Annotated in this window: 19 protein-coding genes; 11 read left to right on the top strand and 8 right to left on the bottom strand. The window is 65.0% G+C overall.

The genetic code is table 11. From position 1 onward, the window contains the following. Positions 1 to 177: 177 nt before the first annotated feature. Positions 178 to 2,217: a methyl-accepting chemotaxis protein gene (locus tag HXX15_RS04650; RefSeq protein WP_296514833.1), complete on the bottom strand. Its 2,040-nt coding sequence runs from the start codon at positions 2,215 to 2,217 to the stop codon at positions 178 to 180. 289 nt (positions 2,218 to 2,506) lie between these two features. After that, on the bottom strand, positions 2,507 to 3,220 hold the full coding sequence (locus tag HXX15_RS04645; RefSeq protein WP_296513123.1) for an outer membrane beta-barrel protein: 714 nt from the start codon (positions 3,218 to 3,220) through the stop codon (positions 2,507 to 2,509). A gap of 303 nt (positions 3,221 to 3,523) precedes the next feature. Here HXX15_RS04645 and HXX15_RS04640 point away from each other — a divergent pair, with 303 nt between their 5' ends. From HXX15_RS04640 to HXX15_RS04605, 8 genes are all read left to right on the top strand, one after another. Then, entirely contained in the window at positions 3,524 to 3,727 is a 204-nt protein-coding gene (locus tag HXX15_RS04640) for a hypothetical protein (RefSeq protein ID WP_296513121.1), read from the top strand. 2 nt (positions 3,728 to 3,729) lie between these two features. After that, entirely contained in the window at positions 3,730 to 4,488 is a 759-nt protein-coding gene (locus HXX15_RS04635; protein ID WP_296513119.1) for an ABC transporter ATP-binding protein, read from the top strand. Between the two features lie 6 nt (positions 4,489 to 4,494). Continuing rightward, the gene (locus HXX15_RS04630) at positions 4,495 to 5,364 is read left to right on the top strand and encodes a metal ABC transporter permease (RefSeq protein WP_296514830.1); all 870 of its coding nucleotides are present in this window, start codon (positions 4,495 to 4,497) and stop codon (positions 5,362 to 5,364) included. Positions 5,365 to 5,366: 2 nt separating this feature from the next. Next, positions 5,367 to 6,260, top strand: a complete 894-nt coding sequence (locus HXX15_RS04625; RefSeq protein ID WP_296513117.1) for a metal ABC transporter substrate-binding protein — start codon at positions 5,367 to 5,369, stop codon at positions 6,258 to 6,260. Positions 6,261 to 6,312: 52 nt separating this feature from the next. Then, entirely contained in the window at positions 6,313 to 7,347 is a 1,035-nt protein-coding gene (locus tag HXX15_RS04620) for a GTP-binding protein (RefSeq protein ID WP_296513115.1), read from the top strand. Continuing rightward, positions 7,347 to 8,366 carry a WD40 repeat domain-containing protein gene (locus HXX15_RS04615; protein WP_296513113.1) on the top strand — a complete coding sequence of 340 codons (1,020 nt, stop codon included), beginning with the start codon at positions 7,347 to 7,349 and terminating at the stop codon, positions 8,364 to 8,366. The genes HXX15_RS04620 and HXX15_RS04615 overlap by 1 nt, the downstream gene beginning before the upstream one ends. Before the next feature lie 34 nt (positions 8,367 to 8,400). Beyond that, the gene (locus tag HXX15_RS04610) at positions 8,401 to 9,117 is read left to right on the top strand and encodes an MgtC/SapB family protein (protein WP_296513111.1); all 717 of its coding nucleotides are present in this window, start codon (positions 8,401 to 8,403) and stop codon (positions 9,115 to 9,117) included. Positions 9,118 to 9,181: 64 nt separating this feature from the next. Then, the gene (locus tag HXX15_RS04605) at positions 9,182 to 9,514 is read left to right on the top strand and encodes a hypothetical protein (protein ID WP_296513109.1); all 333 of its coding nucleotides are present in this window, start codon (positions 9,182 to 9,184) and stop codon (positions 9,512 to 9,514) included. A gap of 170 nt (positions 9,515 to 9,684) precedes the next feature. Here HXX15_RS04605 and HXX15_RS04600 read toward each other — a convergent pair whose 3' ends face one another. The 6 genes from HXX15_RS04600 to HXX15_RS04575 form a co-directional block, all read right to left on the bottom strand. Beyond that, entirely contained in the window at positions 9,685 to 11,118 is a 1,434-nt protein-coding gene (locus tag HXX15_RS04600) for a homospermidine synthase (protein WP_296513107.1), read from the bottom strand. A 70-nt stretch (positions 11,119 to 11,188) separates the two neighbouring features. Continuing rightward, positions 11,189 to 11,578: a RidA family protein gene (locus tag HXX15_RS04595; protein ID WP_296513106.1), complete on the bottom strand. Its 390-nt coding sequence runs from the start codon at positions 11,576 to 11,578 to the stop codon at positions 11,189 to 11,191. A 99-nt stretch (positions 11,579 to 11,677) separates the two neighbouring features. Then, positions 11,678 to 11,881 (bottom strand): hypothetical protein, encoded by a 204-nt coding sequence (locus HXX15_RS04590; protein ID WP_296513104.1) that lies wholly within the window; start codon positions 11,879 to 11,881, stop codon positions 11,678 to 11,680. A 21-nt stretch (positions 11,882 to 11,902) separates the two neighbouring features. Beyond that, complete coding sequence (locus HXX15_RS04585; RefSeq protein WP_296513102.1) at positions 11,903 to 12,499, bottom strand: N-acetyltransferase; 597 nt, start codon at positions 12,497 to 12,499, stop codon at positions 11,903 to 11,905. A 116-nt stretch (positions 12,500 to 12,615) separates the two neighbouring features. Continuing rightward, on the bottom strand, positions 12,616 to 13,758 hold the full coding sequence (locus HXX15_RS04580; RefSeq protein WP_296513100.1) for a type III PLP-dependent enzyme: 1,143 nt from the start codon (positions 13,756 to 13,758) through the stop codon (positions 12,616 to 12,618). A gap of 670 nt (positions 13,759 to 14,428) precedes the next feature. Further along, positions 14,429 to 14,689, bottom strand: a complete 261-nt coding sequence (locus HXX15_RS04575) for a hypothetical protein (RefSeq protein WP_296513099.1) — start codon at positions 14,687 to 14,689, stop codon at positions 14,429 to 14,431. A 131-nt stretch (positions 14,690 to 14,820) separates the two neighbouring features. Between HXX15_RS04575 and HXX15_RS04570 the strand changes: the two genes are divergently transcribed. The 3 genes from HXX15_RS04570 to HXX15_RS04560 all read left to right on the top strand — a co-directional run bounded on the left by HXX15_RS04570 (position 14,821) and on the right by HXX15_RS04560 (position 18,702). Continuing rightward, positions 14,821 to 16,911, top strand: a complete 2,091-nt coding sequence (locus HXX15_RS04570; RefSeq protein ID WP_296513096.1) for a M3 family metallopeptidase — start codon at positions 14,821 to 14,823, stop codon at positions 16,909 to 16,911. A 106-nt stretch (positions 16,912 to 17,017) separates the two neighbouring features. Continuing rightward, entirely contained in the window at positions 17,018 to 17,644 is a 627-nt protein-coding gene (locus tag HXX15_RS04565) for a DUF1007 family protein (protein WP_296513094.1), read from the top strand. 32 nt (positions 17,645 to 17,676) lie between these two features. Then, positions 17,677 to 18,702, top strand: a complete 1,026-nt coding sequence (locus HXX15_RS04560) for a nickel/cobalt transporter (RefSeq protein WP_296514828.1) — start codon at positions 17,677 to 17,679, stop codon at positions 18,700 to 18,702. Positions 18,703 to 18,773 lie beyond the last annotated feature (71 nt).

Raw genomic sequence — 18,773 nt, 5'->3', positions numbered from 1 at the left:
CGGGACAATGCCGGCCGCGCTAGCCGAAATTCCGCGGCCGAAGGCCGGGCCGGCGGCGCACATGGACGCCATGCAATCCCGCGGGGGCGGGGTCGAATGCAGCCGGCGGGCGCGGTTCCGCCAACCGCACCCGGGTCTGGGCTGATGGCCGTGCGGGAGGGTCGGTTTGCCCGGAGGTCAGGCCGCTCGCATGTTGGACAGGAAGGCGTCGATTTCGTCGCGCAGAATATCGGCCTCGCGACGCAGCGCGCCGGATGCGTCGAGCACCGCATTGGCGGCGGAGCCGGCTTCGCTCGAGGCGTCTCTGACCCCGACGATGTTGCCGGACACCTGGCTGGTGCCGCTGGCGGCATGCTGGACGTTGCGGGCGATCTCGCGGGTCGCGGAGCTCTGCTGTTCCACGGCTGTGGTAATCGCGGTCGTGACCGCGTTGATCTCGCCGATGGTCTGCCCGATGTTGCGGATCGCGCCCACCGCGGATGTGGTCACGCTTTGCATGTCGGCGATCTGCGAGCGAATCTCCTCGGTTGCCTTCGCGGTTTGGTTGGCGAGACTTTTCACCTCGGAGGCGACGACCGCGAATCCCCTGCCGGCGTCGCCTGCCCGCGCCGCCTCGATGGTCGCATTCAGCGCCAGCAGATTGGTCTGCGAAGCGATGCTTTGGATCAGGTCGATTACGGCGCTGATCTGGGCGGCGTTTTCCGCGAGACCCTGCATCGTCGCATCGGTGACGCCGGCTTCGGTGACAGCCTTGCCGGCGATCTCGGCCGAATTGACGACCTGCCGTCCGATCTCGGCGATCGACGCGGAGAGTTCCTCCGTCCCGGACGCCACGGTCTGCACGTTGACCGAGGTCTCTTCGGCCGCGGACGCCACCGTACCGACCAGCGCGCTCGACCGGTCGGCGGTCGCCGCCATGCTTTGCGCCGTGGTCTGCATCGAATTGGCCGAGGATTGCAATTGCTCCAGCGCCGCCTGCACTTTGGTCTCGAACTCGCCGATCCGGGTTTCGATTCGCTGGGCGCGTTCGGTCTTGGCGACGCGATCCTTTTCCTGTTCCGCAGCCATGGCGCGCGCGGCGATCATTGTATCGCGGAATACCTCCAGCGATTTCGCCATCACGGCGATTTCGTCCTGCTGTCTGCCGAACCCGATTTGCGAATCGAGGTCGCCATCGGAGAGGCGCTGCATCGCGCGTTGCAGATTTCCGATCCGACGCAGAATGCTGCGACCGACATAGAGCCAGACAAACAGCCCGGATCCCAACAGGGTGAGAACGCCGAGCCCGAGCATCACCTGCGTCGCCAGCGCGCTTCGTTGACGGGCGCTCGCGGTAGCGGCCTCGGTTTCCGACCTGACATTGTCCACGAGCTGTTTCACGCTGATGCCGAGACCGAGATTGAGTTTGCGGGTCTCATCGAGGATGAGCAGGCCATAGTCGTTGACGTCGAGTTCCTTCTGCCGGATCTTGAAGGTGCCGGTCTTGCCCTTGCCCAGGATCAGCAATGTTCCCGCTGCGTCCCTGATCGCCGCGGTGTTGGCATTGGCGGGCAGCGCTTCCAGCGCCGATTGAACGCGCTCCTGGGCCGCCTTGTAGTCGGTCTCGACCGGATCGATTGCCTCGGTGGTGTTGGCCGAAAGTGCCGCCATCAGGTCGGACGCGATCAGATTGACGTTGGATATGACATTGCCGAGCTGCTCGATTTGCCGCCCGGCCTCCGTCGCATCGTCTTGCGACAGATTGGCCGAGCTCAGCACGGCGTTCATCCGCGCCTGCGCATCCATCATCATCGGATTTGCGACGGCAACAAAGTCGTCCTGCGCCTTGCGCACCGCGGCATATGATTTGTCGCGCTGATCCGCGAGGTCGAGCCGCTCCTGGGCGGCGGCTCCGAGGCTTCGGATCGTATCGTCGATGCTCTTCACCGTGTCGCGCATGGCGGCGACGACGTCCTTGTCGGCTCCGAGCTGGACGATCTGCTCGAGCATCTGCAGCGCGGTCTGTTGGGCTTCCTTCATCTGGGCCGAGCGATCCCGCAGGATGTCGGCGCTGCCGGCCGACAGCAACAAGGGCGCCTGGCTCGCCAAGCGCTCGCTCTGGGTTGCCAGCTGCAGGCTGGCGGCAAGTTTCGGGATGTCGCGTCGGCTGAGGTCGGACATCACGGCGCCGAGCTGATCGAAAATGATGCCGGCGCCGGCGCTGATCACGATCGCCATGCTGGCGATCACGGCAAACGCCGCGAACAGGCTGCCGCGAATGCCGAAGCGTGGTCTGCCAATGTTTCGCAGCCGTCGCAGCACGTTGAACGAGCCTCGTCCGCCAATTACCGATGCCGATGCCACTGTTTGTTCCCACTTTTTTTCTTGTGGCGAGACTATCGGGGGCGCCGGGTTAATAAATAGGTATCCGCCCGGACGGCGCCGAATCGGGCGCTGAAACAGAAAAAGGCCGGCGCGAGGCCGACCTTTTCCGTCATTTGATCGCCGCGCGGGCGATCGGCAGAGCTCAATACCTGGCGACGACCGGGCCACCAACGTTGAAGCGATAGTTCAGGCCGGCCTTGACGGTGTGCTCGTCGTTCTTGAACGAGGTGCCGAGGAAGGTGACGTTGCCGAAGTCGTAGTACTGATATTCGATCTTGCCCGACCAGTTCTGGGCGAACATATATTCGAGGCCGCCACCGACGGTGTAGCCGCTGTCCTTGCTGTTCACCGCGACGCCGAGGCCGGCGGTGTTGTTGAACAGGCTGGTCTTGTAGTCGGCGAAGGCATAACCGCCCTTCACGTAGAGCAGACCCGGACCCCAAGTGTAGCCGAGACGGCCGGTCACCGAGCCGAGGCCGCGCTGGTTATCGGAGTAGGTGAAGTTGGAGCCGCCGTTGGCGAAGGTCACCGACTTGCTGCCGCCGGCAAGCCAGCTGTACTGGGCTTCAGCACCGACAACCCAGTTCGGGGCGAACTGATAATCGGCACCGCCCTGCAAACCGCCGAGGAACTGGCCATCGCGACTGACGTTGGTGCCGCCTGCGATGCTCTCGTCGCTGACGAACGCGCCGCCGACGTGACCGCCGATATAGAAGCCGGTCCAGTTGTAGATCGGGGCCGCCATGTATTCCGGGGCCTTGGTATAGGCGCGACGTGCGCCGAGGTCGGCAGCAAGTGCTGGCAGGGTCGTGCCGAGAACGACGAGAGCCACAGTACCGAGTAGAAACTTCTTCATTTTATATTCTCCAGAAACCTAACTTGCAGAGCGATCAGCCGTTGCTCGGCTCCGTCCATGCGCATCAGTTAGACCGCTTTTTAGTAAAAAGCTGTCACCGATCGGCAACAGCTAGAATGGAACTAACCCAATGATCGGACACAATTTTTCTATACTTAATGAAGTCTGAATCAAGTCTTAATGAGGCCTTAATTTCTGCAACGGTCGGCCTTCTTTTGAAGGCTGCCTTCAGCCGACTCGACTTCTGTGATGTTATATTATAACAACGAAAGTGCGTCTAACGACCGACTGAAAGCCCTGCCGATGCCCGGGTCCCCACTTCACGATCATGGACACGCCCACATCGCGGCGGGGCACCCCCATCCCCACAGTCACACCCCGGCGACGCCGCATCCGGCGCAGCGGGCGCCGTGGTCGCTCCTGCGGATGACGCTGGCCGCCCGGCTCGGCGTCGCGCTCGCGCTCAGCGCCGGATTGTGGGCGCTGGTGCTGACGGCGATGAGGTGAGCATGACCGCGCAGCTGCAATTTCGCGATGTTACGCTCGGCTATGATCGTCATCCGGCGGTGCATCATCTGAGCGGCGAGATCGCCGCCGGTTCGCTGCTGGCGATCGTCGGCCCCAACGGCGCCGGCAAATCGACGCTGTTTCGGGGCATCGTCGGCATTCTCAAGCCGCTGGCAGGTTCGATCGGGCTTGGCTCCCTCAACGTCCGTGACATCGCCTATCTGCCTCAGACCGCCGATATCGACCGCAGCTTTCCGATCTCGGTGTTCGATTTCGTCGGCACCGGGCTGTGGCGGGCCACCGGCCTGTTCGGCGGCATGGGCAAAGAGGCGCAGCACAAGATCGCCCAGGCGCTGGCGGCGGTCGGGCTCAGCGGCTTTGAGAACCGTACCATCGGCACGCTGTCCGGCGGACAGATGCAACGCATGCTGTTCGCACGGGTGCTGCTGCAGGACGCCCGCGTCATCGTGCTGGACGAACCCTTCAACGCCATCGACGCCAAGACCTCGGCCGACCTGATCGGCCTGGTGCGGCGCTGGCACGACGAGAAACGCACGGTGCTGGCGGCGCTGCACGACATGGACCTGGTGCGCGACAATTTCCCCGAGACCCTGCTGCTGGCGCGCACGCCTGTGGCGTGGGGCGCGACCTCGCAGGTGCTGACCGCGGAAAACCTCTCGGAGGCGCGGCGGATGTGCGAGGCGTTCGACGATGACGCCCACACCTGCGCGGTCGACGCTGCGCCGTCGCGGGCGGCCTGAACGATGCTGCTCTATGACGCGCTGATCGCGCCCTTCACCGATTTCGAATTCATGCGCCGCGCGCTGGCCGGCGTGGTGGCGCTGGCGCTGGGCGGCGCGCCGATTGGCGTATTCCTGATGCTGCGGCGGATGAGCCTGGTCGGCGACGCGATGGCGCATGCGATCCTGCCCGGCGCCGCGGTCGGATTCCTGCTGTCGGGCCTCAATTTGTTCGCGATGACGTTCGGCGGGCTGATCGCCGGTTTCACCGTGGCGATCCTCGCCGGCGTGGTGTCGCGCACCACCGAACTGAAGGAGGATGCCTCGCTGGCGGCGTTCTATCTGGTGTCGCTGGCGCTCGGCGTCACCATTGTTTCGATGAAGGGCACCAATATCGATCTGTTGCATGTGCTGTTCGGCAACATCCTGGCGATGGACGACCAGACCCTGCTGGTGATCGCCTTCAACGCCACCATCACCCTGATCGTGCTGGCGGTGATCTATCGCCCGCTGGTGATCGAATGCGTCGATCCCGTTTTCCTGCGCACCGTCAGCCGCGCCGGCGCGCCGGCCCATCTGGCGTTCCTGGCGCTGGTGGTGATCAACCTGGTCAACGGCTTTCACGCGCTCGGCACGCTGCTGGCGGTGGGGCTGATGATCCTGCCCGCCGGCATCGCCCGGTTCTGGTCGCGCGACATCACCGGCATGATGATGATCGCGGTGGCGAGCGCGATGCTGTCCGGCTACGCCGGCCTGGTGCTGTCGTTCCAGACCAAGGTGCCGTCCGGGCCCGCGATCATTCTGGTCGCGGCGGTGCTCTATATCGTTTCGGTACTGTTCGGCTCCACCGGCGGCGTGGTCCGCAAGTTGTTCCCCGGCCGCCATCTCGAGGCATGATCATGATCCGACGATTGAGCCAGCTTCTCGTTCTTGGCGCTGCGGCGCTCGTCGCAGTCGCGCCGGCGCGGGCGCAAGAGCGGGTCCAGGATCGCATCGACGTCGTCGCCAGCTTCTCGATCCTCGGCGACTTCGTCCGCAATGTCGGCGGCGACCGCGTCAGCGTCACCACTTTGGTCGGCCCCGACAGCGACGTCCACGTCTACACGCCGGCGCCGGCGGATGCCAAAAAGGTGTCCGACGCCAGGTTGGTGATCGTCAACGGGCTCGGCCTCGAGGGCTGGCTGCCGCGGCTGGTGCAATCCTCCGGCGGCAAGGCCGGCATCGTCACCGCCACCGCGGGGATCGCGACCCGCAAGCTCGGCTCCGACGCCGATCCGCATGCCTGGCAGTCGGTCGAAAACGCCAAGGTCTATGTCGGCAACATCCGCGACGCGCTGACCGAGCGCGACCCGGCGGGTGCGGCGACCTATCGCGCCAATGCGGACGCCTATCTGGCGAAGCTCGATTCGCTTGACGTTGAGGTCAGGAGCTCGGTGGCGCAAATTCCGGCCGCGCACCGCAAGGTGATCTCGACCCACGACGCCTTCGGCTATTTCGCCGCCGCCTATGGCATCGCCTTCATCGCGCCACAGGGCGTTTCCACCGAATCCGAGGTCAGTGCCCGGGATATTGCCGGCATCATCCGTCAGATCAAGGCCGACAAGATCCCCGCGGTTTTCCTCGAGAACATCAGCGACCCGCGCTTGATGCGTCGGATCGCCGCCGAGACCGGTGCCAAGATCGGCGGAACGCTGTATTCCGACAGCCTGACCCCGGAAAAGGGCGACGCGCCCACTTACATTGATATGGTCCGGCACAATATAAAGGCGCTGACCAGCGCGCTCATGAGCTAGGGCAGGGGCCTCCCTGTCGGCGGCGCGCGCGACGATCCGCCCCGGAGAGCCAATGTCTGAGACTACCGCCCACAAAATCCCCGTCACCGTGCTGACCGGCTATCTCGGCGCCGGCAAGACCACGCTGTTGAACCGCATCCTGTCGGAGAACCACGGCAAGAAATACGCGGTGATCGTCAACGAATTCGGCGAGATCGGGATCGACAACGACCTGATCATCGGCGCTGACGAGGAAGTGTTCGAGATGAACAACGGCTGCGTCTGCTGCACGGTGCGCGGCGACCTGGTGCGGATTCTCGGCGGCCTGATGAAGCGCAAGGGCAAGTTCGACGCCATCATCGTCGAGACCACCGGTCTTGCCGATCCGGCGCCCGTGGCGCAGACCTTCTTCGTCGACGAGGACGTGATGGCGAGCTCGCGGCTCGACGCAGTGGTGACGGTGGCCGACGCCAAGTGGCTGAGCCATCGGCTGAAGGACGCGCCGGAGGCCAAGAACCAGATCGCCTTCGCGGACGTCATCGTGCTGAACAAGACCGACCTGGTCACGCCGGCCGAACTCAACGAAGTCGAGGCGCGAATCCGCGCCATCAACCCCTACGCCAAGCTACATCGCACCGAGCGCTGCCAGGTCGCGCTCGCCGACGTGCTGGAGCGCGGCGCCTTCGACCTCGACCGCGTTTTGGAAATCGAACCGGAATTCCTCGATTCGTCCGACGACCACGATCACGACCACCACGGCCATGATCATCATCACGATCATGACCACGGCCTGAAGCATTATCACGACGAGGACATGCAATCGCTGTCGCTGCGTTCCGATAAGCCGGTCGATCCCCACAAGTTCATGCCGTGGCTGCAGCAGCTGATCGCCGCCGAGGGCGGCAAGATCCTGCGCTCCAAGGGGATCCTGGCGTTCAGCGGCGACGACGACCGCTACGTGTTCCAGGGCGTCCACATGATGCTGGAAGGCGACCATCAGCGCGCCTGGAAGGACGGCGAGGCACGCGAAAGCCGGCTCGTCTTCATTGGCCGCGAATTGCCCGAACAGGCGATCCGCGACGGCTTCGCCCAAACCATCGCCGCGTGATGAAAGAGTTCAACCTGCCGGATCAGGCCCCCTCGATCGCCTCGGTCACCGACCGGGTGCGTCCGGTCGCGATCGGCGCACCGGTCACCGCCGTGCATTTCCTCGGCGACAAGGCCGTCTTCATCGGTGCCGAGGAAACCGCCACGCTGGTCGCTGCCGGCGGCGAGACCTCGACGGTCGTGCTGCATGGCGGCGCGATCCTGTGTTCGTCCAGCGACGGCAAGCGCATCGTCAGCGGTGGCGACGACGGCAAGGTGGTGGCGCTCGACGCCAATGGCGCGGTCAGCGTTGTCGCCACCGACGCCAAGCGGCGCTGGATCGACAATGTCGCGCTGCATCCCGACGGCGCGGTGGCGTGGTCGGCCGGCAAGACCGCTTATGTCCGCGGCGCCAAGGGCGAGGACAAGTTCTTCGAGGTGCCGTCGACGGTCGGCGGATTGGCGTTCGCCCCGAAGGGGATGCGGCTGGCGATCGCGCATTACAATGGCGTGACCTTGTGGTTCCCCAACATGGCGGCAAACGCCGAATTCCTGGAATGGGCCGGCTCGCACCTTGGCGTCATCTTCAGCCCGGACAACCGCTTTCTGGTCACCGCGATGCACGAACCGGCGCTGCACGGCTGGCGGCTGGCGGATGCTCGGCACATGCGGATGAGCGGCTATCCCGGCCGGGTGCGATCGTTGTCCTGGGGCATCGGCGGCAAGGCGCTGGCCACCTCCGGCGCCGACAGCGTGATCATGTGGCCGTTCGCCAGCAAGGATGGCCCGATGGGCAAGGAGCCGGCGATGCTGGCGCCGCTGAAGGCCAAGGTCACCATGGTGGCCTGCCATCCGAAGCAGGAGATCCTCGCCGCCGGCTACAGCGACGGCACCGTGCTGATGGTGCGGCTCGGCGACGGCGCCGAGATTCTGGTGCGGCGCAACGGCTCGCCGCCGGTGTTGGCGCTGGCCTGGAACGCCAAGGGCACCATGCTGGCCTTCGCCGACGAGGACGGCGCCGCCGGACTGCTGACGCTGTGACAGGGCCGTCCCATCTCGAGTGAATTGAGACGCCATGCGGTTTTTGACGACCTTCCAGACCTATGATTTCCTCGACACGCTGGTCAGCCTGACGGCTGCGTTCATCCTCGGCACCCTGATCGGCGCTGAGCGGCAGTACCGGCAGAGGACCGCGGGACTGCGGACCAATGTGCTGGTCGCGGTCGGCGCCGCCGCCTTTGTCGATCTGGCGATGCATCTGGCCGCCGCCGACGGGGCGGTCCGGGTGATCGCCTATGTGGTCTCCGGCATTGGCTTTCTCGGCGCCGGCGTGATCATGAAGGAAGGCACCAATGTGCGGGGTCTCAACACCGCGGCGACGCTGTGGGGCTCGGCCGCCGTCGGTTGCTGCGCCGGCGCGGACATGATCGTGCAGGCGATAGCGCTGACCGCCTTTGTGCTGGCGGGCAATACCTTGTTGCGGCCTCTGGTGAACGCCATCAACCGCACGCCGATCGACGAACGGGCGTCGGAGGCGACCTACTCGGTTACGACGCTTGTCGATACCGATGCGCTGGAAGGCCTCCGCGAACGGCTGGTCGAACGGCTGGAGGCGGCGCAATACCCGGTCGCGGATGTCGAGGTGGTGGAACGCTCCGACGACCGCCACGAAATTATTGCGACCTTGGTATCGACCGCGATCGATCCCAAGGAACTCGACGCGGTGGTGTCGGCGTTCGAACTGCAAAGCGGTGTTCGCCACGCCACCTGGTGCGTCAGCACCAAGGAATAGCCTCGGCCGCAGGCGGAACTATGCGTCTCCGTCTCCGTTGTTCATCGAACCCAAGGTGAACATCATGACGTCGATCGAGAGTAAACGCGCATTCCGGCTCGACCTGCTGATCGCCGGCGCATTGGTTTCGTCTGGGCTGACGATCTCCGGGATGTCGCTGGCGCAGATTTCGGTCCAGCATCAGCAACTGGCGCAAGCCACCCAGCCGCTGCAATCGACGCCCGGTGCCGAGAGCAAACCGTCGGCGCCGGCCGAGCCGACCACCACCGGCGCGCGGCCTCACGAGATCGCCCCGCAGCCGGCGCGTCCCGATGCCGAGGCCCAGGACGCCGGCGCCAGGCCGGCCTTGCCGCCGGCACCCGCCGAAAAGACAGGCGACCCGATTCCGACGAAGTAACTTCTTCGCTGCCATCCCATGCAGGAAACCTCATCCTGAGGAGCGCGCCTTCTCGGCGCGCGTCTCGAAGGATGAGTCGCCTGTTCTGCTCAATGCCCTCATGGTTCGAGACGCGCGCCGAGAAGGCGCGCTCCTCACCATGAGGGCTCTTCAGTGCCTCGCCGGCGGCCTCAGCGCACCAGCACGTTGCGGAACTGCCACGGATCCGAGGTGTCGATGTCTTCGGGGAACAGGCCGGGGCGGTCGCTCAGCGGGGTCCAGTCGGTGTAGTAGCCCTTGACCGGGCCCAGATAGGGCGTCTGGATTTCCAGGCAGCGGCGGAAATCCATCTCGTCGGCTTCGACAATGCCGGCGTGCGGATTTTCCAGTGCCCAGACCATGCCGGCCAGCACGGCCGACGACACCTGCATGCCGGTGGCGTTCTGATACGGGCAGACTTCGCGGGTTTCCTCGATCGAGAGCTGCGAGCCGTACCAATAGGCGTTCTTGGCGTGGCCATAAAGCAGCACGCCGAGCTCGTCGATGCCGTCCTCGATCTCGTTCTCGTCCAGGATGTGCCAGGACGACTGCATCTTGCCGGTGGCCCCGAACATCTCGTGCAGCGACAGGACCGCGTCGTTGGCCGGATGATAGGCGTAGTGGCAGGTCGGGCGGTACACCACCTTCTGGTCCTCGCGGACGGTGAAGTAGTCGGCGATCGAGATCGACTCGTTGTGGGTGACCAGGAAGCCATATTGCGCGCCCGGCGTCGGGCACCACGAGCGCACGCGGGTGTTGGCGCCGGGCTGCAGCAGGTAGATCGCCGCGCCACAACCTTCGGTGTGGGTGCGGCCGTTGTCCGGCATCCAGGTCTCGTGGGTGCCCCAGCCGAGTTCGGCGGGCTGCAGGCCCTCGGAGACGAAGCCCTCGACCGACCAGGTGTTGACGAACACGTCCATCGGCTTCGGCTTCTTCGAGCGCTGGGTGTCGCGCTCGGCGATGTGGATGCCCTTGACCCCGAGCTTGTGCGCGAGCCGACCCCAGCCGTCGCGGCTCTTCGGCTCGTTGATGGTGACGCCGGTGTCGCGGGCGATGTCCAACAGTGCCTGCTTGACGAACCACGATACCATCCCGGGATTGGCGCCGCAGGTGGAGACCGCGGTGGTCGAGTGCGCTGCCTTGTGCTTTGCCGCGAGCAAAGTCTCGCGCAGCGCGTAGTTGGAGCGCTTCTCCGGGCCGATGGTCTTGTCGAAATAGAAGCCGAGCCAAGGCTCGACCACGGTGTCGATATAGAGCGCGCCGATCTCCTGGCACATCGTCATGATGTCGACCGAGGAGGTGTCGACCGAGAGGTTGACGCAAAAGCCCTGGCCGCCGCCAGCGGTCAGCAGCGGAATCAGCAACTCGCGATAATTGTCCCTGGTCACGGCCGACTTGATGAAGCGGACATTGTGCTTCTTTGCCAGTTCGCCGTCCTCATGCGGGTCGATGATGACGAAGCGCTGCTTGTCATAGTCGAAATGCCGCTCAATCAAGGGCAGCGTGCCTTTGCCGATCGAGCCGAAGCCGATCATCACAATCGGGCCTGTGATCTTGGCGTGGATCTTTGGGGCGGGCGTGGACATCAGCAAGTCTCCAGGTCAACGGCGGCAAAAGGTCGCCATCCGCGCGGTGGTGAATGAATTGGCGGCGAGATCAGGCCGAGCGGCGCTTCGCGGTGACTTCGACCTCGATCTTCATTTCCGGCTTGTAGAGACCGGCGACCGCGACGATCGTCGCGGCGGGGCGGATCTCGGCGAGGTGTTCGCCGCAGACCGCGAACACCGCGTCGGCGTCCTTGGGGTCGGTGATGTAATAGGTCGCGCGCACCAGGTCGGCGAGGTCGAAGCCGGCTTCCTTCAGCACCGACGCGATGGTCTTGAAGCAGTTGCGTGTCTGCGCCGTGACATCCTCGGGCAGCGTCATGGTGGTGTAATCGTAGCCAGTGGTGCCGGAGACGAAGACGAAATCGCCGTCGACCACGGCGCGGCTGTAGCCGGCAGTCTTTTCGAACGGCGATCCGGTGGAAATCAGGCGGCGGGACATTGCGGAACCTCAATTGAAAAACAGAGCCCGCAATGCCGCGTCTTGACGGTCAAATCAAGCTGGAGAATCGATCTGGCGAGAGTTTCGCTGCGGCGTCCGTCAGCTCGGGTCGGTTCCGGCCACGCGTACGGCGTGGCCGCGGTCCGAGACCGGAAGCCGGGTGGCGTGCCGCCGCATCATCACGTCGACCACGATGTTGATCGCCAGGATGATCAGCAGCACGGTCGAGAGCGACGGCAGTCTGAACCTGCGGCGCCGAGCACCAACGACAGCTTCGCTTGCTGGGAGATCGAGCGTTTTCATGGGATTTGCTGCCTCGCCCGATCAGGCCGCGCGCGGCAGCAGCCGCCGCGCCGCGCGAGGAGCCTTGCCGATCGCTGCCATCGCTCCGGTCGCCGCGATCAGGCCGGCGGCGCCGTCGAGCGCGCCCGGCCGCAGTTCGAGCCCGAGCAGCCGGTCGCGCTCGAACGGACCCGGCAGCGCCAGCTCGGCCGTCTTCGCTGCCGAAAAGCCGAAACGGGCGTAATACGGCGCGTCGCCGAGCAGGATCACCGCGCCATGGCCGCGCGCCTTCGCCGCGGCGATGGCATGGTTCATCAGCGCGGCGCCGACGCCGAGCGCGCGGCATTCCGGATCGACCGCCAGCGGCCCCAGTACCAGCGCCGGGACGCCCCCAGCGCTGACGTGCCACAACCGCACAGTTCCGACCAGCCGGCCCTGGCGCACGACCGAGAGGGCAAGGCCTTCGGCGGGCGCGCGTCCGTCGCGCAGGCGCTGGCAGGTGCGCGTATGGCGGTTCGCGCCAAAGCAGGCATCCAGCAGCGCTTCGCGCGCGACGACGTCCGAGGCTCGTTCCGCACGGATCGCGAACGGAGCGGCATCGGTGGAGAGGGCAATGGTGGTCTTTCGCAAAGCAGTCATGGCACGTCAGTCCCCACACCAGCGGCAACGCCGCGGCATGTTGTCAGCAAATTGTCATGTGACGGGATGGGAGCCGGCGCACCGGCTCCCGCGAGTTCAGGCGATATCCGCCAACTTCAGATGTGATAGGTCCGCAGCGGCGGGAAGCCGTTGAAGGCCACCGCCGAATAGGTCGACGTATAGGCGCCGGTACCTTCGATCAGCAGCTTGTCGCCGATCTCGAGCGTCACCGGAAGCGGATACGGCAGCTTCTCGTACATCACGTCGGCCGAATCGCAGGTCGGGCCGGCGAGCACGCAGGGCGTCATTTCCGCGCCGTCGTGACGGGAGCGGATCGCGTAGCGGATCGACTCGTCCATCGTCTCGGCCAGACCGCCGAACTTGCCGATGTCGAGATAGACCCAGCGCACATCGTCCTCGTCGCTCTTCTTGGAGATCAGAACGACTTCGGTCTCGATGATGCCGGCATTGCCGACCATGCCGCGGCCCGGCTCGATGATGGTCTCCGGGATCGCGTTGCCGAAATGCTTGCGCAGCGCGCGGAAGATCGAACGGCCGTACTGCACCACCGCCGGCACTTCCTTCAGGTACTTGGTCGGGAAACCGCCGCCCATGTTGACCATCGACAGGTTGATGCCGCGCTCCGCGCAGTCGCGGAACACCGACGACGCCATCGCCAGCGCACGATCCCACGCCTTCACCTTGCGCTGCTGCGAGCCGACATGGAACGAGATGCCATAGGGTTCCAGGCCAAGACGCTTGGCGAGGTCGAGCACCTCGACCGCCATCTCCGGGTCGCAGCCGAACTTCCGCGACAGCGGCCACTCGGCGCCGGCGCAGTCGTACAGGATGCGGCAGAACACTTTCGAGCCGGGCGCCACGCGGGCGATCTTCTCGACTTCCGCGGTGCAGTCCACCGAGAACAGCCGAATCCCGAGCGCGAAGGCGCGGCCGATGTCGCGTTCTTTCTTGATGGTGTTGCCGAACGAGATCCGCTCCGGAGTTGCACCGGCGGTCAGCGCCATCTCGATCTCCTGCACCGAGGCGCAGTCGAAGCACGAGCCCATCGAGGCCAGCAGCGACAGTACTTCCGGCGCCGGGTTGGCCTTCACCGCGTAGAACACGCGGCTGTCCGGCAACGCCTTGGCGAAGGTCTGGAAGTTGTCGCGCACGACCTCGAGGTCGACGACCAGGCACGGCTCGACGTCCTGTCCTTCATTGCGGCGGGCGCGGAGGAATTCCTGAATACGTTCGGTCATAGCACTCTCCCAAACGGCCCAGCGACGGGTACCGTCCAAAAATGATGTCGGATCAGCGCCCTTCGGCCACGTCACGCGATGGAGGCGCGATGCGGCGAAAAGCTCAGAACGATTGTGCTGCCGTGGATTGGTTGGGAGTGATCCCGCCCGCACACCTGGCAATGAAGGACAAGCCTCTTCGGTATTCGCGCCGGCTGATGGAAAGCCGGCAGAGACCAAAAAAGCCCGATCCGTCGTTGCTTTAAGTCGCGTCCCCCGTTGAGAACGAGGTGCGCCGGTTCGCCTCCGGCTGCCAGTCACGGTTGCAAGGATCGAAGTCGCCTTCAACGGCATCCCTGGAGAGAGATGCTGGCCGCTCGATCTTGCGATCTAACGACCCTCGGCTTCTTCGTCCCTTGGCGGCTGTCCGGCCTCTTGTCCGGATACCTACCGACTGACACACGACCACAGGCACGTGCGAAATTGGGCAAGACCGGAAATAGGTGCTTTAGTCCGGCTTCGCAAGATTTTTTTTGGCTTAACGGGAAATTTCTCGTTCGCGCGCGCGCAACGTTGCTGATCAGCCACGCTGCAGCGCTCGAACATGAACGCCTGTTTAGATTAGCTAACGCGAGATGAAGATTTCACCGCGGCGACACACAGTCTCGCCACGATCGCGAAACCGCGTCGCTTACGCGCGCTTGGTGAACGGCTCGATGCGCTGCGCGTTGCGGATGAACGCCACCATGACGACGACGCCGAGCACGAACAGCACCGCCTGCAGGATGTGGGCGGCAGTGTCGTCGAGGCCGAACAGGATCGCCAGCGCCCAGCCGCCCGCGAATGCCGCGCCGAACACTTCGGCGCCGATCAGGATCGCGGCCGAGATCACGGTGACAACAGTCGACCAGAGGATCTGGCGCGGCGCAGTCACGGTCGGGGGCTTGCTCATCGTTCAAGGGTCCTGTTGCGGGCGCAATCTCTCCGAAAAAGCCCGCTTCCGCAAGCGTCATTGGACCCAAAAAAGCCCAACCAGGTGTTATAGGTAGCCGCCTCGATTTTCGCGGAACACAGGATTCGTTGATGCCAGATAGCGCCGGACCGATCGCCACCCCGCAAAGCCCCGACAATCCGCTGCTGAAAGCCTGGACCACGCCGTTCGAGACCCCGCCATTCGCCGAGATCGCGCCCGAGCACTTCCTGCCGGCGTTCGAGCAGGCGTTCGCCGATCATTCTGCCGAGATCGCGGCGATCGCCAGCGATCCGGCGACGCCGGATTTCGCCAACACCATCACGGCGCTGGAGCGCTCCGGCAAGCTGCTGAACCGGGTCGCGGCGGTGTTCTACGATCTGGTGTCGGCGGATTCCAACCCGGCGCTGCTGGAGATCGACAAGGAAGTGTCGCAGCGGATGGCGCGGCACTGGAATCCGATCATGATGAACGCGGTGCTGTTCGGCCGGATCGCGCTGCTGTACGGCACCCGGTCGCAGCTGGCTCTGACCTCTGAGCAACTACGCCTGTTGGAGCGGACCTACACCCGCTTCCATCGCTCCGGCGCCGGGCTCGACGACGGCGCCAAAGCGCGGATGGCGGCGATCAACGAGCGGCTGGCGCAGCTCGGCACCTCGTTCAGTCATCATCTGCTCGGCGACGAGCAGGACTGGTTCATGGAAATCGGCGACGGCGATCTCGACGGCCTGTCCGACAGCTTCGTCGCCGCGGCCCGCGCCGCCGCCGAGGAGCGCGGTCTGCCCGGCAAGGCGGTGGTGACGCTGTCGCGCTCGTCGGTCGAGCCGTTCCTGAAAAGCTCCGCCCGCCGCGATCTGCGCGAGAAGGCCTACAAGGCGTTCACCGCGCGCGGCGACAATGGCAACGCCAACGACAACAACGCCGGCATTCTGGAAATCCTGGCGCTCCGCGAAGAGACCGCGAAACTGCTCGGCTTCCCCACCTTCGCCGCCTACCGGCTGGAGGATTCGATGGCCAAGACCCCGGAGGCGGTGCGCGGCCTGCTGGAGCGGGTGTGGAAGCCGGCCCGCGCTCGCGCGCTGGCCGATCGCGATGCGCTGCAGGCGCTGGTCGCCGAGGAGGGCGGCAATTTCAAGCTGGCGTCCTGGGACTGGCGCTACTACGCCGAAAAGCTGCGACAGCGCCGCGCCAATTTCGACGACGCTGCGATCAAGCCCTATCTGGCGCTCGACAACATGATCGCCGCCGCCTTCGACACCGCCACGCGGCTGTTCGGCGTCACCTTTGCCGAGCGCAAGGATATCCCGGTCTGGCATCCAGACGTCCGGGTTTGGGAGGTCAAGGACGCCGCCGGCGCCCACAAGGGGCTGTTCTACGGCGACTACTACGCCCGGCCGTCGAAGCGCTCCGGCGCCTGGATGACCTCATTGCGCGACCAGCAGAAGCTCGACGGCGCGATCCATCCGTTGATCATCAATGTCTGCAATTTCGCCAAGGGGTCGAACGGCGAGCCCTCGCTGCTGTCGCCGGACGACGCCCGCACGCTGTTTCACGAATTCGGCCACGGGTTGCACGGCATGATGTCGGACGTAACCTATCCGTCGCTGTCGGGCACATCCGTGTTCACCGACTTCGTCGAACTGCCGTCGCAGCTCTACGAGCACTGGCAGGAACAGCCGCAGGTGCTGCGGCAGTTCGCGACCCACTATCAGACCGGCGAGCCGCTGCCGGACGACCTGCTCAAGCGCTTCATCGCGGCGCGCAAGTTCAACCAGGGCTTCGCCACGGTGGAATTCGTCTCCTCGGCGCTGATCGATCTCGAATTCCACACCCAGCCGGCGGCGGCGATCGGCAATGTCCGGGAGTTCGAGCGCAAGGAGCTCGACAAGATCGGCATGCCGGAGGAAATCTCGCTGCGGCACCGGCCCACCCAATTCGGCCACATCTTCTCGGGCGATCATTATGCGTCTGGCTATTACAGCTACATGTGGAGCGAGGTGATGGACGCCGACGCGTTCGGCGCGTTCGAGGAGGCCGGCAATATCTTCGATCCCAAGGTGGCGAAGCGTCTGCTCGACGACATCTACGCCTCGGGCGGATCGATGGATCCGGAAGCCGCCTATATCGCGTTCCGCGGCCGCCCGCCGGAGCCCGACGCGCTGTTGCGCCGCCGCGGCCTGCTCGATACGCCGGAGGCGGCGTAAGATGGCGGACGATTCTGCACTGCATCCAAGTTCGTCATTGCGAGCGAAGCGAAGTAATCCAGGTCGCAAGCACGGACTGGATTGCTTCGTCGCTTCGCTCCTCGCAATGACGAAGGTGCTTTTGGTCGGCGGCTTTCTCGCCCTCGGCGCTGGTGCGGCCTCCGCGCATCCGCATGTCTGGATCACCGCGACCAGCGCGCTGGTCTATGCGCCGGACGGCACGGTCACCGGCGTCCGTCACGCCTGGACCTTCGACGACATGTTCTCGACCTACGCGCTGCAGGGGCTCGAGACCAAGCAGAAGGGCGTCTATAGCCGCGAGGAGCTCGCGCCGCTGGCGCAGACCAATGTCGAGTCGCTGAAGGAGTTCGGCTACTTCACCTTCGCCAAGGCCGACGGCAAGAAGTCGAAATTCCTGGAGCCGATCGATTACTACCTCGAATACAAGGACGCAGCCCTTGTGCTGCACTTCACCCTGCCGCTGAAGACCCCGGTGAAGAGCAGGGAACTGGCGGTCGAGGTGTTCGATCCGACCTATTTCATCGACTTCACCTTCGTCGACAAGGATCCGATCACGCTGGTCGGCGCGCCGGCCGGCTGCCAGATGAAGTTCGAGCGGCCGAACGACGGTACGGCGCAAACGCAGCGCCTGAACGAACAGAACTTCGCCAGCGGCGACAATTCCAACTATGGGGCGATGTTCGCCAACAAGATCACGGTGGATTGCCCGTGACCAAGCCCGCTTGGTTCACCGTCTCCGGTTGCCTGCTGATCGCCGCCGCGGCGGTTGGCGCGGTGGTGCTGATCGACGGCACCATCAGTTCGGTGCTGGCGCAGAATCCGTTCGGCGGACTGCGTCCGCCGGCCGCGCCGCCGGCCTCCGGCCTGATCGGCTGGCTGCTGGACAAACAATCCGAATTCTATCGGCAGATGTCGGCCACGATTCGTGCCGCCAAGACCGACGGCAGCGCGGTCTGGACCCTGCTTCTGATCTCGTTCGCCTACGGCATCTTCCACGCCGCCGGTCCTGGCCACGGCAAGGCGGTAATCTCGTCCTATCTGGTCGCCAATGAGGAGACCGCGCGGCGCGGCATCGTGCTGTCGTTCGCTTCGGCGTTGCTGCAGGCGCTGGTCGCGGTCCTGATCGTCGCGATCAGCGCCTGGCTGCTCAACGCCACCGCCAAGACGATGTGTGGCGCCGAGCGGGCGATCGAGATCGGCAGCTACGCGCTGATCGCAGCGTTCGGTGCCCGGCTGGTCTGGACCAAGGGCGGCGGCTTCATGCGTGCGCTGCAGCAATCGAGGCGGCCTGCGCCTGGACTAGCGCTCGCCGCGGCCCATGATCACGGTCACCAGCATCACGAGCATCACCATCATCACGCTCATGACGGTCCGCATGACGAGCATTGCGGCCATTCGCACGGCCCGGAACCGCAGCAACTGGCTGGCCCCGGCGGCTGGCGACGTGGCCTAGGCGCGGTATTCGCGGTCGGAATCCGGCCGTGTTCCGGCGCCATTCTGGTGCTGGTGTTCGCGCTGGCGCAGGGCCTGTTCTGGGCCGGGATCGCCGCTACCTTCGTGATGGGGCTCGGCACCGCGATCACGGTGGCGACCATCGCGGTGATCGCGGTGTCCGCCAAGGGTCTGGCGCGGCGGCTGGCGGCTGGCCGCGAGGGCGGCGGCGCGCTGGTGATGCGCGGGCTCGAATTCGGCGCCGCCGGGCTGCTGCTGCTGTTCGGCCTCGGATTGTTACTGGGGTACATCGCCGCCGAGCGCGTGACCTGTCTTTGATCAGTCCGCCTGCGCATCAGGCAGTCACGCGGGTCGCGGCGGAGCGGGGGGAAATCTTCGGTGGATGATGA

The sequence above is a fragment of the Rhodopseudomonas sp. genome, from assembly GCF_013377015.1.
In the GTDB taxonomy this organism is placed as follows: domain Bacteria; phylum Pseudomonadota; class Alphaproteobacteria; order Rhizobiales; family Xanthobacteraceae; genus JARJEH01.
This window is presented reverse-complemented; position numbering and strand designations above follow the sequence as displayed.

Excerpts from the sequence above, each read along its gene's own strand:
- HXX15_RS04650 (WP_296514833.1), bottom strand. The coding sequence starts at position 2,217 with ATGGCGATCGTGATCAGCGCCGGCGCCGGCATCATTTTCGATCAGCTC.
- HXX15_RS04645 (WP_296513123.1), bottom strand. The coding sequence starts at position 3,220 with ATGAAGAAGTTTCTACTCGGTACTGTGGCTCTCGTCGTTCTCGGCACG.
- HXX15_RS04640 (WP_296513121.1), top strand. The coding sequence starts at position 3,524 with ATGCCCGGGTCCCCACTTCACGATCATGGACACGCCCACATCGCGGCG.
- HXX15_RS04635 (WP_296513119.1), top strand. The coding sequence starts at position 3,730 with ATGACCGCGCAGCTGCAATTTCGCGATGTTACGCTCGGCTATGATCGT.
- HXX15_RS04625 (WP_296513117.1), top strand. The coding sequence starts at position 5,367 with ATGATCCGACGATTGAGCCAGCTTCTCGTTCTTGGCGCTGCGGCGCTC.
- HXX15_RS04620 (WP_296513115.1), top strand. The coding sequence starts at position 6,313 with ATGTCTGAGACTACCGCCCACAAAATCCCCGTCACCGTGCTGACCGGC.
- HXX15_RS04615 (WP_296513113.1), top strand. The coding sequence starts at position 7,347 with ATGAAAGAGTTCAACCTGCCGGATCAGGCCCCCTCGATCGCCTCGGTC.
- HXX15_RS04610 (WP_296513111.1), top strand. The coding sequence starts at position 8,401 with ATGCGGTTTTTGACGACCTTCCAGACCTATGATTTCCTCGACACGCTG.
- HXX15_RS04605 (WP_296513109.1), top strand. The coding sequence starts at position 9,182 with ATGACGTCGATCGAGAGTAAACGCGCATTCCGGCTCGACCTGCTGATC.
- HXX15_RS04600 (WP_296513107.1), bottom strand. The coding sequence starts at position 11,118 with ATGTCCACGCCCGCCCCAAAGATCCACGCCAAGATCACAGGCCCGATT.
- HXX15_RS04595 (WP_296513106.1), bottom strand. The coding sequence starts at position 11,578 with ATGTCCCGCCGCCTGATTTCCACCGGATCGCCGTTCGAAAAGACTGCC.
- HXX15_RS04590 (WP_296513104.1), bottom strand. The coding sequence starts at position 11,881 with ATGAAAACGCTCGATCTCCCAGCAAGCGAAGCTGTCGTTGGTGCTCGG.
- HXX15_RS04585 (WP_296513102.1), bottom strand. The coding sequence starts at position 12,499 with ATGACTGCTTTGCGAAAGACCACCATTGCCCTCTCCACCGATGCCGCT.
- HXX15_RS04580 (WP_296513100.1), bottom strand. The coding sequence starts at position 13,758 with ATGACCGAACGTATTCAGGAATTCCTCCGCGCCCGCCGCAATGAAGGA.
- HXX15_RS04575 (WP_296513099.1), bottom strand. The coding sequence starts at position 14,689 with ATGAGCAAGCCCCCGACCGTGACTGCGCCGCGCCAGATCCTCTGGTCG.
- HXX15_RS04570 (WP_296513096.1), top strand. The coding sequence starts at position 14,821 with ATGCCAGATAGCGCCGGACCGATCGCCACCCCGCAAAGCCCCGACAAT.
- HXX15_RS04565 (WP_296513094.1), top strand. The coding sequence starts at position 17,018 with ATGACGAAGGTGCTTTTGGTCGGCGGCTTTCTCGCCCTCGGCGCTGGT.